The sequence below is a fragment of the Pseudophaeobacter flagellatus genome, assembly GCF_021228235.1.
GTDB classification, from domain to species: domain Bacteria; phylum Pseudomonadota; class Alphaproteobacteria; order Rhodobacterales; family Rhodobacteraceae; genus Pseudophaeobacter; species Pseudophaeobacter flagellatus.
The window spans coordinates 114,010-130,271 of the sequence record NZ_JAJQRG010000006.1 but is presented as its reverse complement, the minus strand read 5'-3'; the positions used below and the strand labels follow the sequence as shown (position 1 = coordinate 130,271).

Genomic DNA, 16,262 nt, shown 5'->3' with positions numbered 1-16,262 from the left:
CACCTAGCCTCCTGCTGCGGTCCCTGCCTGCATCGCGGCATCCCAGAACGGATTGGCGAAAATCAGGATCATCGCAACGACGAAACAGTAGATCGCGGTGGATTCGATCATCGCGAGGCTGACGAACAAGGTTCTGGTGATCGTATTGGCCTCGTCCGGTTGTTGGGCGATCGAGGCCAGGGCCTGAGCGGCGGCCCGTGCTTCGCCAATTGCCGGTCCAATCGAACCGATGGCGATGGTCAGCCCGGCGGTGAGGATGGATATTAGTGCGATCAGGGTCGCGTCTGCCATGTCAGTCTCCTTTCGCGGCATCGGCGTTGCGGTGTTCATGCGTTGCAGATGCGATATAGACCATTGCGAGGATGGCGAAGATATAGGCCTGGATCACCCCCGTCAGCAGTCCCAGGAGCTGCATCAGGATCGGAAAGAAGAAAGGGGCAATCGAGATCAGAATCCCGGCGATCACGCTGCCGCTCATGACGTTTCCGTATAGCCGGATCGCCAGCGCCAGCGTGCGTGATATTTCGCCAATAATGTTGAAAGGCGCCATCAGCGGTGTCGGCTGAAGGTACGAGCGCAGATATGTGCCAACGCCCCTGCGCGCCAACCCAAAGAGCGGCACCGCGAACAGCACGCAGAGCGCCAGCGCCGTGGTGGTCGAGAGCGAGCCGGTGGGTGGTTGGAAACCGGGCACCACCGCCAGGATGTTCGACACCGCAATGAATACGAAAAGCGTGCCTACGAAGGGCAAATAGGGGCCTGCCTCCTGACCGCTGACCTCGCGGATCTGCGTGCGCATGGTCTCGACAAGCGTCTCCCAGAAGTTTTGGGCAACTGTGAGATCGCCGGTCTGCGAAAGGCGCAGGCGCACCACCAGGGCGGAAAGCACGAGCAGCGCCATTACGATCCAGGTAAAAAAGAGCGTCGCATTGATCGGCACTGGGCCAAGCGTCACGACTATCCATGTGTCGGGGGTCAGTCCCATGGCTTAGCCCCTTCGCCTTTTCCGTCCGGCCGTGATGTGACGAACAAGCCCGAAGCCAAGAACGCCCGCCAGCAGGTGTGCGGCCTCCGCGCCGGCTGCCAGCGCCAATGCCAGAGCCACCAGCGTGAGGGTCATGCGCATGGCAAAGCCGAGGACCAGTCGCCCTGCGCCGATCTGTTGCCTGTTGCAGGGCGGGCCACGCATCCCGGTCAGACCCTGCGCGGCGCGCCACAACAGCCTGAAATACAGCGCCCCGAAACCTGCGCCCAACAACAGCGACAGCGACAGACTTGCACCAAGGGTCAATTCGTCAGTCATCGTGTTCGCTCTCCTTGCTTACCCACCACCAGGCGTTGATGCACCCCAGTGCGACGCCGCCCAGCAGGAGCGCGAGCGTCCAGGAAAACTCTCCTGGCGCTATGCGATCCAGCCATACCCCTACGGCGACACCCAGGAGCGTCGGCACCGCTACAGCCCAGCCGATCAGCCCGAACATACCCAGCCCGAACCAGATGGTGTGGCGCTTGCCGCTTTCCTCGGCGTGCTGCTTGCGTGCGGCCTTGCGTGCGATGGCGTCTGCCTTCTCTTGTTCCTGAGCATACATTACCGGCGCTCCAGTTCGAGTATGCGCCGCACCACGCCTGCCTCCAGACGGGCCAATGCGCTGCGCGCCATCATTTCCTCTTCGTCGAAGGTGACAAACTCCGCTTGCACCCGCCGTCGCAGTTCTGCCAGGTCGCGTCCCGGCAAGGCGCGCCGGACCGCGACAGTGACATCGTCGGCGCATTTTACGAGAATGCCTTCGTCGATGCCGAAATACCGCGTCTTGCCGTCCGCGCGATCGCACAGCAACACACCAGCGACCAGCGGAGCTGTCATGTCGATATGCCGCGGCAATAGGGTGAATGCGCCGTTCGTGGCCTCGGCCGATACCTTGGCAACATCGCCGTGAAACACCTGGGCCTCGGGGGTCAGGACTGTGAGCTTCATGGCGGCGCCTGCCTTTCGGTGATCTCGTCGATAGTGCCGACCATGTAGAACGCGCTCTCGGGCAGGCCGGACACCACGCCCGACAGGATCAGTTCGCATCCCGCGAGGGTGTCCTCCAGGGGCACGAACCGGCCCGCCGATCCGGTGAACTGTTCGGTGGAAAAGAACGGTTGGGTCAGAAAGCGTTCCAGCCGCCGGGCCTGGGCCACCGTGGCGCGGTCGGCCTCGGTCAGCTCCTCAAGGCCCAGCATGGCGATAATGTCCGAAAGCGCCTCGTATTCCGCGAGGACGCGCCGCACCTCGCGCGAGATACGGTAATGCTGGTCCGACACGGTGCCGGGCGTCAGCATCTTGGAGGAGGATTTCAGCGGATCGATGGCGGGGTAGAGCCCCTCGCTTGCCCGCTTGCGCGATAGGGCCACCGAAGCCGACAGGTGCGAAAATACATGCGTCGCGGCCGGATCAGTGAAGTCGTCGGCTGGGACATAGACTGCCTGGATCGAGGTGATGGCGCCAGCTTCCGTGTTACAGATGCGTTCTTCCAGCTCGCCGAGCTCCGTACCCAGTGTCGGCTGGTATCCCACGCGCGAAGGGATGCGTCCCAGTAGGCCCGAGACCTCTGCACCCGCCTGGACAAAGCGGAAAATGTTGTCGATCAGCACCATTACATCACGATTCTGCTTGTCGCGGAAATGCTCGGCTATGGTCAGGGCCGTATGGGCCACACGAAAACGGGCGCCGGGGCTTTCATTCATCTGGCCAAAAACCAGGACGGCTCCGTCCAGCACGCCGGTCGCCTGCATTTCGCGGTAGAGTTCTTCGGCCTCACGGCTCCTCTCACCGATGCCGCAGAACAGGCTCACGCCCTCGTATTTGGCGACCATGTTGTGGATCATCTCTGTGATCAGCACTGTTTTGCCGACGCCGGCGCCGCCGAAGAGACCGGCCTTGCCGCCGCGCTCAATTGGCGAAAGCAGATCGATCGCCTTGATGCCGGTCTGGAAGATGCCCCCCCCAGGACGGCGGTAGGCGAGCGGGACCGGCGGGCGGTGGATCGGCCTGTACTCAACATTCTTGATTGGCCCCTTGCGGTCGAGCGGCGCACCAAAAACATCGATCATCCGGCCGAGCAGCCCGGGGCCGACCGGGGCCATCAGCGGGCCGCCACTGTCGATGACTTCCATGCCAAGCGCGACGTGTTCGGCCGGATTCAAGAGCAGGCCTTGAATGGTATGAAGATCAATCAGGCCGGCCACCTCGATCACCGATTTGCGTTCCGGACCGGCAAACAGCTGCGTATTTATAGTCGGTGCTGTGCTGGGAAATCGCGCTTCAACCACCGCCCCCCGGATCGCCGTGATGAAACCCCGACGCGCGGTTTCTTGAGACTTGGTGTTTCTCTCAAACGCGCCTGTGCCCATCATGACATCACGTCACTTTGGGAATTGCAGCTGCCAGTGCGCCGATGGGCATGACGTTCGATGATTTCGGACACAGTTGCATCCGAAACCTGCCCGAAATCGCGGTAGTGCAGCCCAACCGCACGGAATTCTGCCGGACATTCGAGGCAGATTACCTTGTCGCACTCACCCTCAAGAGCTGTGAGCGTTGCCGCTGACCCGACGGGAATGGCCGCGATAATCTGTGCTGGATCTGCATCGCGGACCAGTTGCAGTGCCGCGCGCATTGTTGCCCCTGTAGCAATGCCGTCATCGACAACCACCACGATTTTTCCCGCAAGTGGCGCGTGCGGACGTCCATTCAGGTAGATTTCGCGCCGTCGGCGTATTTCTGGCAATTCGCGCTCGGCAAGCCTGGCGATGTCTGCTTGGCCGAGCCCGGTCATCCGCGCCACATCGTCATTGACTGTGATTTTCGGGTTGTTGCCATTGGTCACCGCCGCAACCGCGAGTTCCGGCTGCCCGGGAATGCCGACCTTGCGGACAAGCACAATGTCGAGCGGGACGGCGCGCGCTTCTGCGATCACGTCGGCAACGGGCAATCCGCCGCGTGGTAGCGCCAGAATGACGGTGTTTTCGGGATCAAGCTGCCCAAGTCGATTCAGCAGTCTCTGACCGGCCTCACGTCTGTCCGTAAACATGCGGATTGTTGCCTCCAGTGCTTGTTGCAGGGAACGATGACCACCTTGCAGTTGGCGTGGTGCAGTCGCTTTTGTGATACGCTACCAAGCAGCACTTCCCGCACAGGGCCGAGTCCCCGGTGGCCCATTGCCATCGCAGTCGGGAAGCGACTGCGGACTATCACACCGTGGTTCCCGTGATACGGTGCCTAGGCCACAATCTCTCGAACCCAACTGAGCGCTCGGGAGAGCCGACCATCGAGCAAGGAAATGTCAAATACGGTGTCAGTAGGCATGCTCGCCATTCTCCTCCACGGTTCTCCAGATCCCCATGGCAGCGATCACAACGCCGCAGGCAATCGCAATCCACATGGCCATCTGCGAATAGGTGAATCCCACGATCCATGGCGAGGCTACAAGCCAGACCCCAAGCACGATGTCGAGCCACTCTTCCCACTTCCGGAAATAGAAGAGAGCAGCCGCACCGAGAATGATGGCGGCGACACCCGATAGCACGAAGTTTGCAATTAGCAGCGTAAGGCCAGTACCCTCCGGCGGTGTGATGGCGAGAGCGAAGGGGACCGCAACAAGTACGACACCAGCAACGAGCGTGATACCATCCTGAAAATGCATCCGTTCCATGATTTCTTCCTCCTGTAAAAGGCCATGATCACGCATTGTCCTTTGGAAATGCCGAGTCTTCATTGACTGCAATCAACGGGCGTCCGCCCGTAGCGAGTTTTTCATTCAGTGGTCTTGAATGACGGCATTGCGTTGTCCGCCGTCAATGCGTGAGAAACTGCACCCTGCAAAGTTCGACTCGCGAAAAAAGGAGGAAAGCAATGACAAAGACAAAACAGGGGCACGGGGCGCGTCCGAATGGACAAACAGCGTCGCCGTTCAATTCTCCGCTGAACTTTCTCCAGCTTTTGGGAACCATAACAAAGGCTCAGGCAAGCGGATGGCAGCAGGTGGTGCGGATGAACCAGGAGTATCTTGAATTCCTGAACCAGCGTCTGGAACGGGATCGTGAACTGTCCACTGACCTTGCGGACAAGAAGGATCCTGCCGAAGCGTGGTCAGCGTTGGTTGAATTCTATCAGACCGCACAGCGAGACTACGCAGCGGAGGTCGACCGATTGACCGAACTCTATGCGAATGGTGCACGAGCGGCCACAGCTGACATTCAGCAGCAGTTAGAGGAAACGTCTGCTATGGCGATGAACAGTGCTTTCAACGCCGCGAGCGCGACAAAATCAGATGCAGTGTAATGCTGGTCCAGACGGGTTTGACCTGGTTGGCCGGAGGGCGAGGCGCAGTTGCAGTCTGCGATAGATGTTGCGCTTTGGTTCAATGCGCTCCTCAGCGTGGCGTCCGTCTCTTCTGTTCCCGAGTTCCGGCCCACCGTGCAATATACACCAGAACGCATAGTGCTTCGGATGCAGGTGGCTAAAGAAGCGTTGGACCGTACGCTGCTGGTGTTCGCAAGGCTCGCGGCACAAGGTGTCCCAGGCGTCGCGTTTCCTCTTGTTACGACACGGACAGATTTTAAATGACAGTTCAAGGCTCTTTCACGATGCGCTGAGGCATTTCCGCTTGGCACCGAAGTGGAGTGAGCCTTCAGAAAGCTATCAAATGGTCGTTCGAAACGATCTTAACTGGTTCCACTGATTTTCTTGCAACGAGACCAATCAAGCCTGACCATTGCTGACGTCACCCTTCTCGGCCTGCGCCACATTGCGTTTGACGTTCAAAAAACTGTCCGGCGTCACAGAGATCGTGTCGATTCCGGCGCTTACCAGCAGGCGCGCGAATTTCGGGTCATTGCTGGGTGCCTGACCGCAGAGCCCGATCTTCCGTCCAGACTCGTGTGCACGCAGAATGGCGGTTTCGATCATCCAGAGCACCGCCGGGTCACGCTCACGGAACACATCGGCCAACGCTTCGCTATCGCGATCAATGCCCAGCGTAAGTTGGGTCAGATCATTTGATCCGATTGAGAAGCCGTCAAAACGTCCGGCGAATTCCTTGGCGCGGATCACGTTCGACGGGATTTCGGTCATCACGTAGACTTCGAGACCCTTCTCTCCGCGTCGAAGGCCATTTGCAGCCATTACCTCCAGTACCTTGTCCGCCTCTTCCGGGGAGCGACAGAAGGGCACCATCGCGATGACATTAGTAAAGCCCATCTCGTCTCTCAGCCGCTTCAGTGCGGCGCATTCCAGCGCAAAGGCATCGCGGTAAAAAGCCGAATAGTAGCGCGCGGCACCTCTGAGGCCGATCATGGGGTTTTTTTCCGATGGCTCGAAGTGACGGCCGCCCAGAAGACCGGCATATTCATTCGACTTGAAGTCGCTCAGCCGGACAATCACCGGTTTGGGGTGCCAGACGGAGGCAATCCGCGCTAGGCCCATAGCCAGCCGCTGAATGAAATAGGTAGGTCCGTCCTGGTATCCCTTCATCAGTTCGGTAATGGCACGGGCCTCAGCCGCGTCCGTCACCTGGTCAGGGTTCAGCAGGGCGAGTGGGTGCACCTTGATTTCGTTGCTGATCAGGAATTCCATCCGGGCCAATCCGACGCCGTCCGCCGGGAGCCGCCACCAACGGACGGCGGCCGAAGGATCGGCGATATTCAGCATCACACCGGTCTGCGTCTGAGGCACATCGTCAAGCGAGATGTCGCTGACCTCGACCTGTCCCAGCCCATCATAGACCGCCCCAGTTTCACCTTCTGCACAGGAGACGGTAACGTCTTGACCTTCGTGCAAGATATGGGTTGCGCTGCCAGTGCCGACAACTGCCGGGAGTCCCAGTTCTCGGCTGACGATGGCAGCGTGCGACGTTCGTCCGCCGTGGTCGGTGACAACGGCGGCGGCACGTTTCATGATCGGCACCCAGTCGGGGTCGGTGGTTGAGGTGACAAGCACCGAGCCATCAACGAAGCGGTCGATCTCCTGCGCTGAGCGGATCAGACAAACTCGGCCCACAGCTGCTGCCTCCCCGACACTCAGCCCCTGTACCATCAGCTTGCCTGATGGCGTGACGTTGAATGACTGGAACACCGCCCCAGACTTGCGTGACTGTACAGTTTCAGGGCGCGCCTGAACGATGAACAAATCACCGGTCTTGCCGTCCTTTGCCCATTCCATGTCCATGGCGACGCCGTAATGCGCCTCAATGGTCTTCGCATATCGGGCCAGTTCCACTGCCTCTTCATCGCTCAATGTGAAACGCTCGCGTTCAGCCACCGAGGTTGGCACGTTGCGCGTCGCCGCTTCGTCGGCCCGGCCATAGATCATCTTGATCTCCTTCCTGCCCAGCGTCTTGGCAACGATTGGCAGTTGGTAGGCATCGTTCAGGAAGGGTTTGAAGACCTGAAATTCGTCTGGGTCCACCGCGCCCTGAACCACGTTCTCTCCCAATCCCCAGGCACCGTTTATCAGCACGAAACGGTCACACCCGGTCTCTGTGTCGATCGAGAACATGACACCAGAGCTGCCGATGTCAGAGCGCACCATGAGCTGAACGCCAACCGATAAGGCGATTTCCGTCCGACCGAATTCCAGGATTTGACGATAGCTAATTGCCCGGTCGGTAAAAAGCGACGCATAGCACCGGCGGCATGCATCAAGCAGCGCCGCCTCTCCGGTGATGTTGAGAAAGGTCTCTTGCTGTCCGGCGAAACTTGCATCCGGCAAGTCCTCGGCAGTGGCGGAAGACCGGACGGCAACCGATGGCTGTTTTTGGCCACTGCGTTTCGCGAGTTCTCGATAGGCGGCGCATATTGCTTCCGCTGTTTGCTTGGGCCATTCGCCTGCGGTTATCGCGGCCCGAATGGTTGCACCGGCCTCGTGCAGCGTCGTGTGTCCAGCGTCCAACGCATCAATCCGCTCGGTGATGACTCGTTTCAGACCGTTGGCCGCGATAAAGCCGCGATAAGCCCAGGCTGTCGTGGCAAAGCCGTCTGGCACGCGGATGTTCTTGGCCGCGAGGGTCGAAACCATCTCGCCCAAAGAGGCATTCTTGCCGCCCACGACTGCGACATCGCTACGGCGCAGCCCCTCGTACCAGACCAGGTGTTCGTCCAAGTTTCATTCTCCGCAGTCAGTCTCGCAACAAACTGTGACACGCTGGTCGCGCCGTCATTGATGGCGGTCAATGCGCACCGGAGCAGGAGCATGGCACTTTCTCACCCAGCGATACGAAATTGTGGAAAGGGGACCCGTGAACATGAAACTGCGGGCTGTGGCAGACAGGATTGAGGCGGTGGGGACACAACTGACCAATGCTGAGGTTGCCCCTGTGCTTGAAGCGATCCGCAAGGTGCGGCCGGATCTCGCGGTAAAGGAGGCAGAGCTGCGCTCGGTTGAGAAACTGCTGCATTTTGTAGATCGCGTGGTGCCAGGCTGGAGCATCCTGCTACGGGGCGATGCACTGGAGCCTGATGGTCATTGGCGCTGCACGTTGCGCGAAAATGTCTCACGGGACAGTGACGAATATATCGGGGTTGGCAAGGGTGCTTCCCTTTCATCCGCTATTCTGGCCGCAACCCTGCGCGTTATCGATTCCCAAGCGCGCCAATGATACAATTCTATCGTTACTTGCTAGTTTATCATGAGATTTCGCGGACCAAGGTGCCTCGAATTAGGTGCATCGAATATTGGGGCGACCTGAGAGCTTGAGCAATCAAGAGATGTGTTGATCGCTATATAAAACGCGTGATTCTAGCAATTCTCCAATCGGCATTGGGGCAATAAGGCTGTGGTTTCGGAGAGGTCGCAAAAGGTGGTTCCTTCGGTGCTAACTGTAGCGGCAGCAGCTGCAACGCCCCATTTGAGGGCCTGTTCAGGCCTGTCGCCACGCGAAAGCGAGAGGGTAAAGGCCCCTACGAAAGCATCACCTGCACCAATTTTGCTGCGCAGGGGAACTTTGGGGGCGTGGCAGAAAAATCTCTGTTGTCCGGCAACCATAACTGCCCCCTCTGCGCCGTGACCTGTCACAACAATCCTCGCAACCCCGCGCCGCACGAGCTGTTCGCTATAGGCTAGATTGTCGGAAATCGACCGCACCGGGTGAGCAACAGCCTTTTCGATTTCGCTGCGATCCAGCCTCAAGACATCAAGAGGGGAAACCGGAGCTTCAATCAGGCGCAACAGCGGTGCCTTGGATGTATCGACAACCAACCTCCCATTGCGCCGCGAAACAGCTGCCTGCACATCTTGCGGATAGGTGTCAGCAAGGCCACTGGCGATACCACCGCTGAGCACGACATAATCGTCACCAGCCAGCGTGCCAGAGATCTGGTCCAGTATTTTTTGAGCGTCACTTTCATCAACGGGTGCTCCCGGCAGGGTGAAACGGAACTGTTCTTTGGTCTCTTCGTCGGTAACTGCCAGACTGTAGCCCGTTTCTATACCAACCCGACATTCCTCAACGGGGACGTTTTCTGCTTCCAACAACTGCAACAGGCGATTGCCCATTGCTCCGCCAACCACAACAAACGCCCTGACAAGCCCACCAAGCTTGACAATCGTTCGGGCAACGTTAACCCCGCCGCCACCGGGATCAATCTGCGGTTGGCGGCAATAAAGTTTCGGCCCCGCAGTCACATGGCTTGTCGATGTTGAATAATCGACGGCGGGTTTGAGGGTGATCGTCAGGATCTTGCGCATGATTTCCATTCTTATCTCGGCCTGCTCTCTGGACAAGAGGTTACGGCATAGTGGGCTCCACCGCTCTGCAACGAAAGGCGCGGGTAGCCTGTAGAAACGATACCGGCTTGGGGGCCCTGATGTGTTGCTTCGGACTGTTTTATGCGATTAAGATTCACGCTTCTGTCTTGGCAATTAGGAACACGCACCCGCATCAGGGAACCAGAACGGCGGCCCCGGTGAACCGTCCGAAACGAAGGTCGTCCAGCGCACGATTGGCCTGTTCAAGATGATAGGTCGTGGTTTCGGTCTCTATGCCGACCTTAAGGGCCAGGGGTAGAAATTCCTCGCCATCGGCACGCGTCAAATTCGCAACCGAGCGGATGATCCGTTCATGCCAGAGATCGGCGTAGGGGAATGTAGGTATATCACTCATGTGGATGCCGCCCGACACGACGCTGCCGCCCTTGCGCACCGCCTTCAGCGCCTTGGGAACCAGCGCGCCGACCGGCGCAAAAATCAGCGCTGCGTCCAGCGGTTCGGGCGGGCGGTCCTCGGACGAGCCAGCCCAGATCGCGCCCAGACGACGCGCGAAGGCCTGCGCCGACCGGTCGTCGGGCCGGGTGAAGGCATAGACCTTCTTGCCCTGCCAGACGCAGAGCTGGCACAGGATATGCGCCGCCGCCCCGAACCCGTAAAGCCCGATACGGTCGGCGGCACCAGCGCGCTTTAACGTGCGGTACCCTATCAGCCCGGCGCAAAGCAGCGGCGCCAGTTGCACCGGGTCGCTATCGTCGGGCAGAGGGAAGACATATCCGGCGTCGGCCACGCAGAGTTCGCCATATCCGCCGTTTCGGTCGTAGCCAGTGAATTCAGGCGCGTCGCAGAGGTTCTCGCGATGGGCGCGGCAATGCGGACATGTCCCGCATGTGCGGCCAAGCCAAGGCACCCCGGCCCGCTGGCCCAGTGTAAGGCTTTTTACACCTGGGCCAAGCGCGTCGATACGGCCGACGATCTCGTGCCCCGGTATCAGCGGAAGGCTGGGATGGGACAGCTCGCCATCCAGAATATGCAAATCAGTGCGACAGACGCCGCAGGCCTCCACCCTGAGCCGCACTTCGCCCGGCCTCGGGGCGGGGTCCGGCAGATTGCGGAGGACCAGCGGGGCGTTCTGTTTTTCCAAGACCATCGCGCGCATAGATGTCTTTACTTTGGTTGGCGGCCTATATGACCGCATCAGTTATGGACCCCTTCAAGATGAGAGACCCTTCGGGAGGGGTGGCAAAATAGAAGGTCGGGTCGTTCCTTTGGCGTTCTGAAACCGCCGTTCGACTTTCCCGGCGAAAGATCCGCGCCGCATTGACGACGGTCAAGGTCCGACGCAATTCAGGTGAGCGGTCGTCGTTGTTCACTATATCCGGGCGGCCAGATAGGACACCGCAAGCGCCAAGCTGGCGATCTGCGGATAATCCGTTTCCGGGATGTCGACATTCAGCCTTCGATGCAGGGCCGTCACCAGGTTCAGGACATCCATCGAGTCGAGTTCCAGATCGTCCTGCAGGTGATCGTCCTCGCCCAGGGTGGCCGGGTCGATGTCGGGTGCGATGGCGATCAGCTCTTCGATGAAAGCGGTGCGAATGTCTGCCTTGGTCATAGTGTCTCCGGCGATGCGATATGGGATTGGAACTCGGCGATGAAGCGCCCGGCCTGCCGACCGTCGCTGACGCGGTGATCGACGGACAGGGTCAGGGTGACAACGGTCCGTGGCACAACCGCGCCGTTCACCACCCATGGGCGCAGCTTGGGCGCCCCCAGGCCGACCAGCGCGACCTGCGGCGGAAAGATCACGCCGGCCATCGCCTCGGCCCCGACCGCGCCGAGGCTGGAAATCGTGATCGTACCTTCAGTCAGTTCCGAGGATCGGAGCCGCCCGGCCCGCGCGCGCAAGACCAGGTCGCGCAGGCCCGCCATCGTCTCATCGACCGACATTGCGCCCGCGTCGATCAGCGCCGGCGCGACCAGGCCGCCGCCCCGCAAGGCCACGGCGATACCGGTGTTTATCCGGTCAGAGGGGTGAAAAGTGCCGTCGACGCATTGCCCGTTCACCGACGGCACCTTTGCGGCAGCCAGCGCCGTGGCCCGGACGAACAGCGCCCCCAAGAGCAGCCGATCCGAGGGCAACCGATCTGCGTTCCGGGTTTCCAGCCACGCGCGCGCGGATTGAATGTCTATGGTCTGAGACAGGTAGAAATGCGGAATTGTCTGCTTGGACCGCACCATCGCCGCTGCGATCGCCCTGCGCATTTCCGCCATCGGCGCGGTGGTCTGCACCCTCATTGCGTCCGGCTCTCGTGCCTCCAGATCCGCTAGCAGAATGGCACCCGCCGGACCGCTTCCGCTGACCGTCGCCAGGTCGATGCCCAGTTCACGGGCCCGCAGGCGCGCGGCGGGCGAGGCAGGGGTAGCACCGCAGGGCAGGGGTGCCGCAACCGCTGGACCGGGCACGGCTTCGGGTTTGTCGGCAACAGCAGGCCTTGGTGCGACTTCCGGTTTGGCGGCAACCGCAGGCGCTTTGGGCTCTTTCGGTTCCGGCGCAGTCTCGCCGGGGCCCAAGATCAGCGCCAGCGGCGCGCCCACGGGCAGGGTTGCCCCCAGATCGGCCTGTAATTCCAGCACACTGCCATCTTGGAAACATTCGATCTCGATGGCGCCCTTCTGGGTCTCGACCACTGCAACCACGTCGCCTCGATGTACCTCGTCACCGGGTTTCACCAGCCACTCGACCAGCGTGCCGGCCTCCATGTCGGCCCCGAGCGACGGCATGGCGAAGATACCCATCAGGCCCGCCCCAACATTGCGCGTGCGGCGGCCACGATGTCTGGCGCTTGCGGTATCGCGGCGTCTTCCAGGTGTTTGGGATAGGGGATCGGGACTTCTGCCGAGCAGACTCGCCCCACCGGCGCATCAAGCGACCAGAAGGCCTGTTCCATGATCCGGGCCGAGATCTCGGCGGCCAATGATCCGCTACGCCAGCCCTCGTCCACGATCAGCGCGCGGCGCGTCTTGGCAACAGAGGCCATGATCACCGCGTCATCCAGCGGGCGCAGGCTGCGCAGGTCGATGACCTCGGCCTCGATGCCGTCTGTGGCCAGGAGCTTCGCGGCCGCCAGCGTCTTGAACAGCGATCCGCCATAGGTGATGAGGCTCAGGTCGCGCCCCTCGCGCCGCACAACTGCCCTGGAAATATCGACCGCACCGGCGTTGCTGTCGATCTTGCCGGTCATGTTGTAAAGCATCACGTTCTCGAAGACCAGCACCGGGTCGGGATCTTCCAGCGCTGTCCACAACATGCCGCGCGCATCCTCCAGCGTGGCTGGGGCCAGCACCTTCAGCCCCGGAATATGCGCATACCATCCCTCCAGGCTGTGCGAATGCTGCGCCGCCAGTTGCTTGCCCGCCCCGGTCGCCATGCGGATCACCAGCGGGACGCCGAATTGCCCGCCCGACATGTGCCGGATCGTCGCCGCCGTGTTCATGATTTGGTCGAGGGCCAGCAGCGAGAAATTGACGGTCATCAGTTCGACGACTGGCCGCATCCCGGCCGCCGCCGCGCCGATGCCCGCGCCAGTGAACCCGCTTTCCGACAGTGGTGTGTCGCGGATCCGGTCCTCTCCGAATTCCGCCATCAGGCCTTTCGAGACCGCGTAGCAGCCGCCATAGGCCCCCACATCCTCACCCATCAGAAAGACCCTGTCGTCGCGGATCATCGCGTCGCGGATCGCCTGCTTCACCGCCTCGCGGTAGGTGATTTCCACCAGCGCACCCGAGGGCGTCGTTGGCTCTGGCGGCACGGGCGCGGGGCCATGCACGTTCTGTGCCAGTTGTTCGACCGGCACCCATGTTGCACCCTCGGCAAAAGCTACGGCTCCGGCGATTTCGGCATCGGCATCGGCTTCAATCTGGGCCACGTCGCTTTCGTGGATCAGGTGGTTCTCCCGCAGCCAGCCTTGGAAACGGACGATCGGGCCGTGCTTGCGCCACTCCTCGATTTCGGCTTTGTCGCGGTAAAGCTGCGCGTCGAACATGGAATGCGCGCGAAACCGGTAGGTCTTGCACTCGATGAACGTCGGTTTGCCGGTCTCGCGGATCTTGCCGATGGCCTGGCGCGCAGCTGCCTCGACGGCGACGACGTCCATGCCATCGACCTGGCGCGCCTCCAGTCCGTAGGAGGCGGCCTTCTGGTGGATATCGGTTTCCGACTCGGTCCGGGCCAGCGCCGAACCCATCGCGTAGCCGTTGTTCTCGCAGACGAACAGAACCGGCAGCGACCAGAGCGTGGCCAAGTTCATCGCCTCGTGAAATTCGCCTTCCGCCACGGCGCCCTCGCCAAAGAAACAGGCCGTCACCGTGTCCGCACCCTGCATCCTGTCCGCCAGCGCGAGGCCCGTCGCCAACGGCAGACCACCGCCCACGATGGCGTTGCCGCCGTAGAAATTGGTGTCGGCATCAAAAACATGCATCGACCCGCCGCGCCCGCCTGAGCAGCCTTCGGCCTTGCCATACATCTCGGCCATGATTTTTGTCATGGGTACGCCGCGCACCAGCGCGTGCCCGTGCTCGCGATAGGTGGTGACGACCCGGTCCAGCGGTCCGAGAGCCGGGATAACCCCGGCGGCAATTGCCTCTTCTCCGTCATAGAGATGCAGGAAGCCACGGATTTTTTCTTGGGTGTATAGCTCGGCACATTTGTCTTCGAAACGGCGGACGCGGATCATATCGCGGAGCAGCGCAAGAACATGATTCCGGTCAAGTTTGGGTTTGTCGAGCGCGCTCATTTCTCATCGGTCTCCAGAGTGGAAATGTCACCTTCCGGAAGACCCAGTTCCCGCGCCTTGAGCAGCCGCCGCATGATCTTGCCAGAACGGGTCTTGGGCAGGTTTTCGCGGAATACCACCGCGCGCGGAGAAACGGCCGGGCCAAGCCTTTTGCGGGCATGGCCGCGCAAGTCTTGCTCCAGCGCCGCGCTGGCCGTGAAGCCCGGGTTCAGCGTGACATAGGCCTTCACGATCTCACCTGCGGTTTTGTCCGGCAGGCCGATAACGCCTGCTTCAGCCACTGCAGGGTGCTCGATCAACACGCTTTCCACCTCAAAAGGCCCAACCAGGTGGCCGGAGGTCTTGATCAGGTCGTCAGCCCGTCCGACAAACCAGAAATACCCATCCTGGTCCCGCGTGGCGAGGTCGCCCGACAGATACCAACCGTCCACGAAGCACTTGTCGTAGCGGGCCTGCTCGTTCAGGTAGTCCCGCATCATCGACGGCCAGCCAGGCCGGAGCGCCAGTTCGCCAATTTCGCCGGTGCCAAGTTCCTTCAGCGTACCGTCCTCGCGTTTGACGATTCCGGCTTTGATCCCCGGCATGGGCCTCCCCATCGCGCCGGGCTTGACCGTCATGCCGGGCAGGTTGGCGATCATGATCCCGCCGGTCTCGGTCTGCCACCAGTTGTCGTGGAACGGCTTGCCGAAGACCTTTTCTGACCAGACGACCGCTTCGGGGTTCAGCGGCTCTCCCACACTGGCAAGGAACCTCAGCGAGGAAAAGTTGTACGGTTTCGCCACATCCGAGCCCGCGCGCATCATCATCCGGATCGCGGTCGGCGCGGAATACCAGACTTCGACTTTTTCCCGCTCGATCGTGCCGTACCAGCGATTCAGGTCGAACTCGGCCTCGTCCACGATCATCTTTACCCTCTGAACGAGCGGCGCGATGATGCCGTAGGATGTGCCGGTGACCCAGCCGGGATCGGCGGTGCACCAATAGGTCGTCCCGGGCGTCAGATCCAGCGCGTGCCGCCCTGAGAAGGCGTGGTAGAGCACCGCCTCATGGACATGGACCGCGCCCTTCGGCCGCCCCGTCGTGCCGGAGGTGAAATGGATCAACGCCGGATCCTCGGGCCGGGTAGGGACTGTGTCGAAATCGGGCGATGCAGCTTCCATCGCGGGACCAAGAGCGACGCAGCCCTCGGTGGCGTCTTCGCCGGTGACAAGGACCAGTTTCAGCGTGCTGATCTCGTCGCGCCAGGCCGCGATCTTGCGCTTGTAGAGTTCCGGCGTTGTGACCAGCACCTTTGCGGCGCCGATCTCCATCCGGGTACGAATGGGGCCCGGCCCGAAGGCGGAGAAGAGCGGTGTGAAAACCATACCCGCCTTCAACGTGCCAAGTGCGGCTATGTAGAGCTCGGGAACGCGACCAAGCAGCACGAAGACGCTGTCGCCAGACGCGAGCCCATGGGTGGCAAGGACGTTGGCGAAACGCGAGGATTGTCGGGCTATGTCGGCATAGCTCAGGTCTTGGCGATCACCAGATTTGCCAAGCCAGAGCATCGCAGTTTCATTCCCGCGCCCGTGTATCACATGCCGGTCCACCGCCTCATAGGCGATGTTCAGCATACCGCCGGGCATGTCGAGCATTACACGGGCTTCGGCCCAAGGGTCCGCATCATGGTCTATCGCGCGATTGGTCATCGACGGAAGCTCCTCCTCATTGACCAGACTTGG

The 16,262-nt window shown here is 61.0% G+C and carries 18 protein-coding genes; 2 read left to right on the top strand and 16 right to left on the bottom strand.

What is annotated here, in order from left to right:
- Positions 1-3: 3 nt before the first annotated feature.
- From LRK71_RS13165 to LRK71_RS13125, 9 genes are all read right to left on the bottom strand, one after another.
- Positions 4-291, bottom strand: a complete 288-nt coding sequence (locus LRK71_RS13165) for a F0F1 ATP synthase subunit C (RefSeq protein ID WP_232404292.1) — start codon at positions 289-291, stop codon at positions 4-6.
- A gap of 1 nt (position 292) precedes the next feature.
- Entirely contained in the window at positions 293-985 is a 693-nt protein-coding gene (locus LRK71_RS13160) for a F0F1 ATP synthase subunit A (protein WP_232404291.1), read from the bottom strand.
- A gap of 3 nt (positions 986-988) precedes the next feature.
- The gene (locus LRK71_RS13155; protein ID WP_232404290.1) at positions 989-1,303 is read right to left on the bottom strand and encodes a hypothetical protein; all 315 of its coding nucleotides are present in this window, start codon (positions 1,301-1,303) and stop codon (positions 989-991) included.
- Positions 1,296-1,589 (bottom strand): AtpZ/AtpI family protein, encoded by a 294-nt coding sequence (locus tag LRK71_RS13150; RefSeq protein ID WP_232404289.1) that lies wholly within the window; start codon positions 1,587-1,589, stop codon positions 1,296-1,298. Before LRK71_RS13150 ends, LRK71_RS13155 begins: the two co-directional genes overlap by 8 nt.
- Positions 1,589-1,975 carry an ATPase gene (locus LRK71_RS13145; RefSeq protein WP_232404288.1) on the bottom strand — a complete coding sequence of 129 codons (387 nt, stop codon included), beginning with the start codon at positions 1,973-1,975 and terminating at the stop codon, positions 1,589-1,591. The genes LRK71_RS13150 and LRK71_RS13145 overlap by 1 nt, the downstream gene beginning before the upstream one ends.
- Positions 1,972-3,396 (bottom strand): F0F1 ATP synthase subunit beta, encoded by a 1,425-nt coding sequence (gene atpD, locus LRK71_RS13140; protein ID WP_232404358.1) that lies wholly within the window; start codon positions 3,394-3,396, stop codon positions 1,972-1,974. The genes LRK71_RS13145 and atpD overlap by 4 nt, the downstream gene beginning before the upstream one ends.
- Complete coding sequence (locus LRK71_RS13135) at positions 3,396-4,076, bottom strand: phosphoribosyltransferase (protein WP_232404287.1); 681 nt, start codon at positions 4,074-4,076, stop codon at positions 3,396-3,398. Before LRK71_RS13135 ends, atpD begins: the two co-directional genes overlap by 1 nt.
- On the bottom strand, positions 4,037-4,204 hold the full coding sequence (locus tag LRK71_RS13130) for a universal stress protein (RefSeq protein ID WP_232404357.1): 168 nt from the start codon (positions 4,202-4,204) through the stop codon (positions 4,037-4,039). The genes LRK71_RS13135 and LRK71_RS13130 overlap by 40 nt, the downstream gene beginning before the upstream one ends.
- Positions 4,205-4,340: 136 nt before the next feature.
- On the bottom strand, positions 4,341-4,697 hold the full coding sequence (locus LRK71_RS13125; protein WP_232404286.1) for an SPW repeat protein: 357 nt from the start codon (positions 4,695-4,697) through the stop codon (positions 4,341-4,343).
- Positions 4,698-4,897: 200 nt separating this feature from the next.
- Between LRK71_RS13125 and LRK71_RS13120 the strand changes: the two genes are divergently transcribed.
- Positions 4,898-5,326, top strand: coding sequence for a phasin family protein (locus LRK71_RS13120; RefSeq protein ID WP_232404285.1), 429 nt, complete (start codon positions 4,898-4,900; stop codon positions 5,324-5,326).
- Between the two features lie 420 nt (positions 5,327-5,746).
- Here LRK71_RS13120 and ppsA read toward each other — a convergent pair whose 3' ends face one another.
- Positions 5,747-8,143 (bottom strand): phosphoenolpyruvate synthase, encoded by a 2,397-nt coding sequence (gene ppsA / locus LRK71_RS13115; protein ID WP_232404284.1) that lies wholly within the window; start codon positions 8,141-8,143, stop codon positions 5,747-5,749.
- 142 nt (positions 8,144-8,285) lie between these two features.
- Here ppsA and LRK71_RS13110 point away from each other — a divergent pair, with 142 nt between their 5' ends.
- Complete coding sequence (locus LRK71_RS13110; RefSeq protein WP_232404283.1) at positions 8,286-8,639, top strand: hypothetical protein; 354 nt, start codon at positions 8,286-8,288, stop codon at positions 8,637-8,639.
- A gap of 140 nt (positions 8,640-8,779) precedes the next feature.
- Here LRK71_RS13110 and LRK71_RS13105 read toward each other — a convergent pair whose 3' ends face one another.
- The 6 genes from LRK71_RS13105 to acsA all read right to left on the bottom strand — a co-directional run bounded on the left by LRK71_RS13105 (position 8,780) and on the right by acsA (position 16,229).
- On the bottom strand, positions 8,780-9,727 hold the full coding sequence (locus tag LRK71_RS13105; RefSeq protein ID WP_232404282.1) for a 1-phosphofructokinase family hexose kinase: 948 nt from the start codon (positions 9,725-9,727) through the stop codon (positions 8,780-8,782).
- A 193-nt stretch (positions 9,728-9,920) separates the two neighbouring features.
- A complete protein-coding gene (locus tag LRK71_RS13100; RefSeq protein ID WP_232404281.1) occupies positions 9,921-10,904 on the bottom strand; it encodes a zinc-dependent alcohol dehydrogenase family protein in 984 nt (327 codons plus the stop codon).
- A 213-nt stretch (positions 10,905-11,117) separates the two neighbouring features.
- Positions 11,118-11,360, bottom strand: coding sequence for an acyl carrier protein (locus LRK71_RS13095; RefSeq protein WP_232404280.1), 243 nt, complete (start codon positions 11,358-11,360; stop codon positions 11,118-11,120).
- Positions 11,357-12,544, bottom strand: coding sequence for a dihydrolipoamide acetyltransferase family protein (locus LRK71_RS13090; RefSeq protein WP_232404279.1), 1,188 nt, complete (start codon positions 12,542-12,544; stop codon positions 11,357-11,359). The genes LRK71_RS13095 and LRK71_RS13090 overlap by 4 nt, the downstream gene beginning before the upstream one ends.
- Positions 12,544-14,541, bottom strand: coding sequence for a pyruvate dehydrogenase (acetyl-transferring) E1 component subunit alpha (pdhA, locus tag LRK71_RS13085; RefSeq protein ID WP_232404278.1), 1,998 nt, complete (start codon positions 14,539-14,541; stop codon positions 12,544-12,546). The genes LRK71_RS13090 and pdhA overlap by 1 nt, the downstream gene beginning before the upstream one ends.
- On the bottom strand, positions 14,538-16,229 hold the full coding sequence (gene acsA, locus LRK71_RS13080) for an acetate--CoA ligase (RefSeq protein WP_232404277.1): 1,692 nt from the start codon (positions 16,227-16,229) through the stop codon (positions 14,538-14,540). The genes pdhA and acsA overlap by 4 nt, the downstream gene beginning before the upstream one ends.
- Between the last annotated feature and the right edge of the window lie 33 nt (positions 16,230-16,262).

Coding starts and splice junctions, on each gene's coding strand:
- LRK71_RS13165 (WP_232404292.1), bottom strand. CDS start 291: ATGGCAGACGCGACCCTGATCGCACTAATATCCATCCTCACCGCCGGG.
- LRK71_RS13160 (WP_232404291.1), bottom strand. CDS start 985: ATGGGACTGACCCCCGACACATGGATAGTCGTGACGCTTGGCCCAGTG.
- LRK71_RS13155 (WP_232404290.1), bottom strand. CDS start 1,303: ATGACTGACGAATTGACCCTTGGTGCAAGTCTGTCGCTGTCGCTGTTG.
- LRK71_RS13150 (WP_232404289.1), bottom strand. CDS start 1,589: ATGTATGCTCAGGAACAAGAGAAGGCAGACGCCATCGCACGCAAGGCC.
- LRK71_RS13145 (WP_232404288.1), bottom strand. CDS start 1,975: ATGAAGCTCACAGTCCTGACCCCCGAGGCCCAGGTGTTTCACGGCGAT.
- atpD (WP_232404358.1), bottom strand. CDS start 3,396: ATGGGCACAGGCGCGTTTGAGAGAAACACCAAGTCTCAAGAAACCGCG.
- LRK71_RS13135 (WP_232404287.1), bottom strand. CDS start 4,076: ATGTTTACGGACAGACGTGAGGCCGGTCAGAGACTGCTGAATCGACTT.
- LRK71_RS13130 (WP_232404357.1), bottom strand. CDS start 4,204: ATGGGCCACCGGGGACTCGGCCCTGTGCGGGAAGTGCTGCTTGGTAGC.
- LRK71_RS13125 (WP_232404286.1), bottom strand. CDS start 4,697: ATGGAACGGATGCATTTTCAGGATGGTATCACGCTCGTTGCTGGTGTC.
- LRK71_RS13120 (WP_232404285.1), top strand. CDS start 4,898: ATGACAAAGACAAAACAGGGGCACGGGGCGCGTCCGAATGGACAAACA.
- LRK71_RS13110 (WP_232404283.1), top strand. CDS start 8,286: ATGAAACTGCGGGCTGTGGCAGACAGGATTGAGGCGGTGGGGACACAA.
- LRK71_RS13105 (WP_232404282.1), bottom strand. CDS start 9,727: ATGCGCAAGATCCTGACGATCACCCTCAAACCCGCCGTCGATTATTCA.
- LRK71_RS13100 (WP_232404281.1), bottom strand. CDS start 10,904: ATGCGCGCGATGGTCTTGGAAAAACAGAACGCCCCGCTGGTCCTCCGC.
- LRK71_RS13095 (WP_232404280.1), bottom strand. CDS start 11,360: ATGACCAAGGCAGACATTCGCACCGCTTTCATCGAAGAGCTGATCGCC.
- LRK71_RS13090 (WP_232404279.1), bottom strand. CDS start 12,544: ATGGGTATCTTCGCCATGCCGTCGCTCGGGGCCGACATGGAGGCCGGC.
- pdhA (WP_232404278.1), bottom strand. CDS start 14,541: ATGAGCGCGCTCGACAAACCCAAACTTGACCGGAATCATGTTCTTGCG.
- acsA (WP_232404277.1), bottom strand. CDS start 16,229: ATGACCAATCGCGCGATAGACCATGATGCGGACCCTTGGGCCGAAGCC.